This window comes from Saccharomonospora iraqiensis subsp. iraqiensis (genome assembly GCF_000430445.1).
Classification (GTDB): Bacteria; Actinomycetota; Actinomycetes; order Mycobacteriales; family Pseudonocardiaceae; genus Saccharomonospora; species Saccharomonospora iraqiensis.
Genome location: NZ_KE387137.1, coordinates 22,496 through 28,629, shown reverse-complemented (window position 1 = coordinate 28,629; position 6,134 = coordinate 22,496). Strand labels below are relative to the sequence as shown.

The window sequence follows — 6,134 nt, the reverse complement described above, 5'->3', positions numbered from 1 at the left end:
CGGCCGGTGCCGTGGTGGTGTCGGCGGTGTCCGCGGTGGTGTCCGCGGCCGCGGAGGCGGCCTTCGCCTTGGCACGGCGGTCGGCCACGCCCGAGGTCACCGCCAGCGACAGCCCCACGACGGCGAGGCCGGCACCCACGAGGTTCGGCGACACGAGACCGAACCCACCGGCGATCGCGAGACCGCCCAGGTAGGCGCCGATCGAGTTGGCGATGTTGAACGCGGACTGCACGGCGGCGGAGACCATCGACTGGGCGCCACCCGCCTTCTCCATGATCCGGGCCTGCATCATCGGGCCGATCATGAAGGAGGTCATGCCGATGCCGAACAGGGTCAGCGCGGCACCGACCTGGCTGTGGGCCGTCACGGTGAACAGCGACAGCACGAGGGCCAGTGCGGCGAGGCCACCGTAGAGGCCCGCGGTGGGGAACCGGTCGGCGAGCCTGCCGCCGAGCACGTTGCCGACGGTCATGCCGACACCGGCCAGCGAGAGCAGCAGCGTCACGCTGGAGGCCTCGAAGCCGGCCACGTCGGTCAGCATCGGGGTCACGTAGCTGAGGCTGGCGAACCCGCCGCCGAGGCCGAAGGTGACGATCGCGAGGGCGAACCACACCTGCGGGCGACGGAAGGAACGCAGCTCACCGCGCAGCGAGCTGTCGGCGGACTGGGGCTGACGGGGGACGAGCTTCACGATGGAGGCCAGCGCGACGAGGCCGATCAGCGCGACCGCACCGAACGTCGCGCGCCACCCGACCTGCTGGGCCAGGAACGTCCCGCCGGGGACGCCGACCACGTTGGCCAGGGTGAGGCCGAGGAACATCATGGACACGGCCTTGGCCCGGCGGCGGGCGCCGACCAGGTTGGCCGCCACGACGGCACCGGCGCCGAAGAACGCCCCGTGCGGCAGTCCGGCGAGGAACCGGAACACCACCCCCGTCTCGTGATTCGGGGCCAGGGCGAACAGCGCGTTGCCGAGGGTGAACACCGCCATCATGGCGATCAACATGGTCTTGCGGGGCAGTCGGACCGCCACGGCGGTGAGCAGCGGGGCGCCCACCACCACGCCGAGCGCGTAGGCGGTGATCATGTGGCCTGCGGACGGGATGGAGATGCCGAGGTCGGCGGCCACCTCGGGCAGCACCCCCATCATGACGAACTCCGTGGTACCGATGCCGAAGGCACCGATCGCGAGCGCGAGCAGCGCGATGGGCACGGGCTCTCCTTCGGGACGAAACGGTTCGGGGCGTCTCTGAATCGATCCAGTCCAGGGCGCACGAGGGTACGGACACCTGAACCGCGGGGGAGGTGACGGGATTGTCGGTGGTGCTTGATCGATCCAGAGGAGGACCGAAAGAAACCGGCCGGGATCCTCCGCCTTCGGAGTCCGTCGGGGACCGGAATCTATCTCGTGTCTAGTTCAACCGAAGATGCCCGCTGTGTCATCCCGTGTGAGAGTGACGCTGACCACGAGCGGGTTTGAGAACGGTGTTCGTGGGCCGTGCCCACCGCATCCCGGCGATCGAGCCCGTGGGATCGCCGGGATGCGGTGGGGCGCCGGCCCGCGTCACTCGGAGTGTGCCTCGACCTCGCAGTCCGGGCCGGGGAACATCAGGCCCTCGTGGCCGTCGGAGAACCGGACGAGGTACGGCGGCTCGCCCTGCTGGCCGCGCACCTCGACGATCTCGCCCTGCCGTTCGCCCGCGCCCACGGTGCGCCCGTGTACGCGGATCCTGTCTCCCACGGATGCTCGCATCGTTGACCACCTCCGTACGGCCAGGGTAGGAGCGCCCCGGCCCCCCGGCGAGTCGAAACCCCCGACCCCCCTCGGTCGGGTCCCCCACCCACCCGCGAGTCGCCACCCCATACCCGCGAGTCGCCGTTCCAGGCCCGTGAGTTGACGCTCCGCGCCTGCGAGTTGCCGGTTCCGTGCCTGCGAGTTGACGTTCCGCGCGGCGTCCCGTGAGGGTCCGTGCGATTCGGGGCGTCGACTCCCGGGCCAGAGGTGTCGACTCGCGGATCAGAGGTGTCGACTCGCGGGCATGGGGTGGCGACTCGCGGTGGTGTGCTGGTTACTCGCGGGAGCGGACCGGGGTGTGAGGTTGGCCGTAGATTGCGGGGCAGGAGACGTGCGGCCGGTATTAGCAGTACGCTTGTACCGCTACCACGTGCCGAACTACCGCGAGATCCGCGAGAGGAGCGCCGCCGCTCATGGCCAAGATCAAGGTCGAGGGCACCGTCGTCGAGCTCGACGGCGATGAGATGACCCGCATCATCTGGCAGTTCATCAAGGACAAGCTCATCCACCCGTACCTCGACGTGAACCTCGAGTACTACGACCTCGGCATCGAGGAGCGGGACCGCACGGACGACCAGGTCACGGTCGACGCGGCGAACGCCATCAAGAAGCACGGTGTGGGCGTCAAGTGCGCCACCATCACGCCCGACGAGGCCAGGGTGGAGGAGTTCGGCCTCAAGAAGATGTGGCGGAGCCCGAACGGCACCATCCGCAACATCCTCGGCGGCGTCGTCTTCCGCGAGCCCATCATCATCTCGAACATCCCGCGGTTGGTCCCCGGCTGGACGCAGCCGATCATCATCGGCCGGCACGCCCACGCCGACCAGTACAAGGCCGCCGACTTCAAGGTGCCGGGCCCGGGCACGGTGACGATCACGTACACGCCGGAGGACGGGTCGGAGCCGATCGAGATGGAGGTCGCCAAGTTCCCCGAGGGCGGCGGCGTCACGATGGGCATGTACAACTACCGCCGCTCGATCGAGGACTTCGCCCGCGCCTCGCTGCGCTACGGCCTCGACCGCGAGATACCGGTGTACATGTCCACCAAGAACACGATCCTGAAGTCCTACGACGGGATGTTCAAGGACGTGTTCGAGGAGATCTACGAGAAGGAGTTCAAGGCCGACTTCGAGGCCAAGGGGCTGACCTACGAGCACCGGCTGATCGACGACATGGTGGCGGCCTCCCTCAAGTGGGAGGGCGGCTACGTCTGGGCCTGCAAGAACTACGACGGTGACGTGCAGTCCGACACGGTGGCGCAGGGCTTCGGCTCGCTCGGCCTGATGACCTCGGTGCTGCGGACGCCGGACGGCCGCACCGTCGAGGCCGAGGCCGCGCACGGCACCGTCACCCGGCACTACCGCCAGCACCAGGCGGGCAAGCCGACCTCGACCAACCCGATCGCCTCGATCTTCGCCTGGACCCGCGGGCTGGAGCACCGGGGCAAGCTCGACGGCAACTCCGAGCTGGTCGGCTTCGCGAACAAGCTGGAGCAGGTGGTCGTCGAGACCGTGGAGAGCGGCAAGATGACCAAGGACCTGGCGCTGCTGGTCGGCGGGGACACCCCGTTCCAGACCACGCAGGAGTTCCTGGCCACGCTGGACCGCAACCTCGCGGCCAAGATCGCCCAGGGCTGACCCGCCCGCCCGGTTCTCGCGTGAGGGGCACTTTCCCTGCATCGATCGCAGGGGAAGTGCCCCTCACTGTGTGCGGTGGGGGCACGGTGCCCGTACCCGGTCCCGGTCCGGGGCGCTGTCCGGTACGCCCCGTCGCCGCCCCGACGGGGTGATTCGCCCGCTCGGGCCTGTCGACGACGTGGCCTGGTGGCTACTCTGCCGAGTGATCCTGTCGCAGTCCGTGAGGAGTCCGGCGTGCTGGGGATACCGAAGCGGATCGTCGTGGTGGCCGCGGTGGTGCTGGGGCTGGCGATCATCTACTCGGCGGGCTCGGAGCAGCGCGAGTCCGAGGCCGACGCGGGGGACGGGCCGGACGGTGCGGCGGCGGCCTGCCGGGTGGTGGTCACCGCGGACGTCCTCAACGTGCGGGCGGGGCCGGGTACGGAACACGAGGTCGTCGACCGGCTGCGGGCCGACGTCGAGACCGACGCCACGGACGAGGTGCGCGACGGCTTCCGCAGGATCACCGGACAACGCTGGGCCGCCGACGAGTTCCTGCGTCCGGTCGAGGGCGCCGACTGCGGTTGACGGCCGCGGGAACGGACGGCTGTGGGAACCGACGCCTGTCGAACGGACGGCGGTGGGATCGCCGGCCGGGCGGTGCGCCGACCGGCCACACCCGGCACCCACGGATCCACGGTGAACTCCGCCATGCGCCGCCCGCGGTGACGGCACGGCGACGGCCGCACGGGGTAGCCTGCGCGGCGTGCTCACCGTCTCCACCGTGAACGTGAACGGCCTGCGGGCCGCCGCGAAGAAGGGCTTCACCGAGTGGTTCGGCGCCACCGGCGCCGACGTGGTCGCCTGCCAGGAGGTCCGTGCCGCGCCGGACGACCTGCCCGCCGCGCTGCGCGAGCCGGACGGCTGGCACGCCGTGCACGCCGACTGCTCGGTCAAGGGCCGCAACGGCGTCAGCCTCTACAGCCGGGCCGAGCCGGAGGCGACGCGCATCGGCTTCGGCGCCGCCGAGTTCGAGGACTCGGGGCGCTACGCGGAGATGTGGCTGCCCGGTGTCGTGGTCGCGAGCCTCTACCTGCCCAGTGGGGATGTCGGCACGCCCCGGCAGGAGGAGAAGGAGCGGTTCATGGCCGCGTTCCTGCCGTACCTGAGCGAACTGCGGGACAAGGCCGCCGCCGACGGGCGGGAGGTGCTCGTGGTGGGGGACTGGAACATCGCCCACGCCGAGATCGACCTGAAGAACTGGAAGGCCAACCGGAAGAACTCGGGCTTTCTGCCCGAGGAACGGGAATGGCTCGGCCGCGTGTTCGACGAGGCCGGGTACGTGGACGTGCAGCGCAGGCTCGACCCGGACGGGCCCGGCCCGTACACCTGGTGGTCGTACCGGGGCCGGGCGTTCGACAACGACTCCGGCTGGCGCATCGACTACCAGGTCGCCACCCCGGGCCTGGCCGGCCGCGCCGAGACGGCGACGGTCGAGCGCGCCCCCTCCTACGACCTCCGGTGGAGTGACCACGCCCCGCTCACCGTGACCTACCGGAGCTGATGCGGCATAATTCGGGCGGTCCGGGCGGGAGGTGATGTCCTTGCACGCTCTCCTCGAGGAGAAGCGTCGTGATATCGAGCGCTTGTGCGAGGAACTGTCGGTGCGTCGCCTCGACGTGTTCGGATCCGCCGTTACCGGCGGATTCGACGTCGCGTCGAGCGATGTCGACGTTCTGGTTGAATTCGATCTCGGGCCCGGTGCGGACTACTTCACCGCCTATTTCGAGTTGAAAGAGGGTCTCGAGCGGATCCTCGGCCGCCCGGTGGACGTCATCACCTCGGCGGGTCTGCGCAATCCGTACTTCCGCGAGAACGTGGTGCGGACCCGGGAAGTCCTGTATGCGGCCTGATCCGCGCAAGTACCTCTGGGACGCGTCACGGGCCGTCGCGTTGCTGCGTGAATTCAGTTCCGGGAAAACGTTCGCCGACTACGAAGGCGATGTACTTCTCCGCTCTGCCGTGGAGCGTCAGTTCGAAATCGTCGGGGAATCGCTGAACCAGCTGTCGAAGTGCGACCCGTCGGTCGCGTCGAAGATCCCGGAGCTCGGCCGGATCGTCGCCTTCCGGAACATCCTGATCCACGGCTACGCGACGGTCGATGACGCACTCGTGTGGCAGGTGCTGACCGATCGGGTTCCGGTGCTGGACGACGTACTACGGCGGCTCCTCGACGGGTAGCCGTCTGCCGCGGCTGCGCGGCACCACCCCCGTGTCCCTCGGTGTGACGGGGACCGCTAATCTCGTCCCCCGTTCCGGGCGTGTGACGTTGACACGCTCGGTAGCGTCCACTCGGCGATGTTCACACCACTGTGTGAGCGCGTCGGCGAAAGCGTGACTGATGATGCGGGAGGCACTGCGGTGCGCAACCCAGCCAGCGAACCGGGTCGGCCGGTCGTGCGCGGTGTCCGGGGTGCGGGTGTGACGGCCGGTGTGCTGGTCACGACGCTGCCCGTCGCCGCCGGGACCGCGTCGGCGGAGGCCGCCGGACGGGTCGTGCAGGCCGAACCGAACGCGCTGACGTTCGGACTTCTCGGGCCCGTGGGCATGATCGCCGTCGCCCTGGGCGTCGTGGGGATGGCCGCCGGTGTCGTCCGGCAACGGCGCAGGCCGCGCGCGCCGGAGGAACCGGCCCCGGTCGCGGAGGCGAGCGCGCCGACACC

General features: G+C 69.8%; 8 protein-coding genes. 6 read left to right on the top strand and 2 right to left on the bottom strand.

What is annotated here, in order from left to right:
* Together ACTIR_RS24650 and ACTIR_RS0120735 are read right to left on the bottom strand one after the other, a co-directional pair.
* A partial coding sequence (locus ACTIR_RS24650; RefSeq protein ID WP_233345961.1) for an MFS transporter occupies nt 1-1,213 on the bottom strand: 1,213 nt, incomplete at its 3' end.
* A 351-nt stretch (nt 1,214-1,564) separates the two neighbouring features.
* Nucleotides 1,565-1,753: a DUF1918 domain-containing protein gene (locus ACTIR_RS0120735; RefSeq protein ID WP_026455704.1), complete on the bottom strand. Its 189-nt coding sequence runs from the start codon at nt 1,751-1,753 to the stop codon at nt 1,565-1,567.
* A gap of 455 nt (nt 1,754-2,208) precedes the next feature.
* On the opposite strand from ACTIR_RS0120735, the gene ACTIR_RS0120730 reads away from it, so the two are divergent.
* From ACTIR_RS0120730 to ACTIR_RS27010, 6 genes are all read left to right on the top strand, one after another.
* Nucleotides 2,209-3,432, top strand: coding sequence for an NADP-dependent isocitrate dehydrogenase (locus tag ACTIR_RS0120730; RefSeq protein WP_026455703.1), 1,224 nt, complete (start codon nt 2,209-2,211; stop codon nt 3,430-3,432).
* A gap of 234 nt (nt 3,433-3,666) precedes the next feature.
* Entirely contained in the window at nt 3,667-3,999 is a 333-nt protein-coding gene (locus ACTIR_RS0120725) for an SH3 domain-containing protein (protein WP_026455702.1), read from the top strand.
* A gap of 178 nt (nt 4,000-4,177) precedes the next feature.
* On the top strand, nt 4,178-4,975 hold the full coding sequence (locus ACTIR_RS0120720; protein ID WP_026455701.1) for an exodeoxyribonuclease III: 798 nt from the start codon (nt 4,178-4,180) through the stop codon (nt 4,973-4,975).
* Between the two features lie 40 nt (nt 4,976-5,015).
* On the top strand, nt 5,016-5,324 hold the full coding sequence (locus tag ACTIR_RS0120715; protein WP_026455700.1) for a nucleotidyltransferase family protein: 309 nt from the start codon (nt 5,016-5,018) through the stop codon (nt 5,322-5,324).
* Nucleotides 5,314-5,652, top strand: coding sequence for a HepT-like ribonuclease domain-containing protein (locus ACTIR_RS0120710; RefSeq protein WP_026455699.1), 339 nt, complete (start codon nt 5,314-5,316; stop codon nt 5,650-5,652). Before ACTIR_RS0120715 ends, ACTIR_RS0120710 begins: the two co-directional genes overlap by 11 nt.
* A 240-nt stretch (nt 5,653-5,892) precedes the next feature.
* Nucleotides 5,893-6,134: hypothetical protein (locus ACTIR_RS27010; protein ID WP_411431341.1), on the top strand; the 242-nt coding region annotated here is incomplete at its 3' end.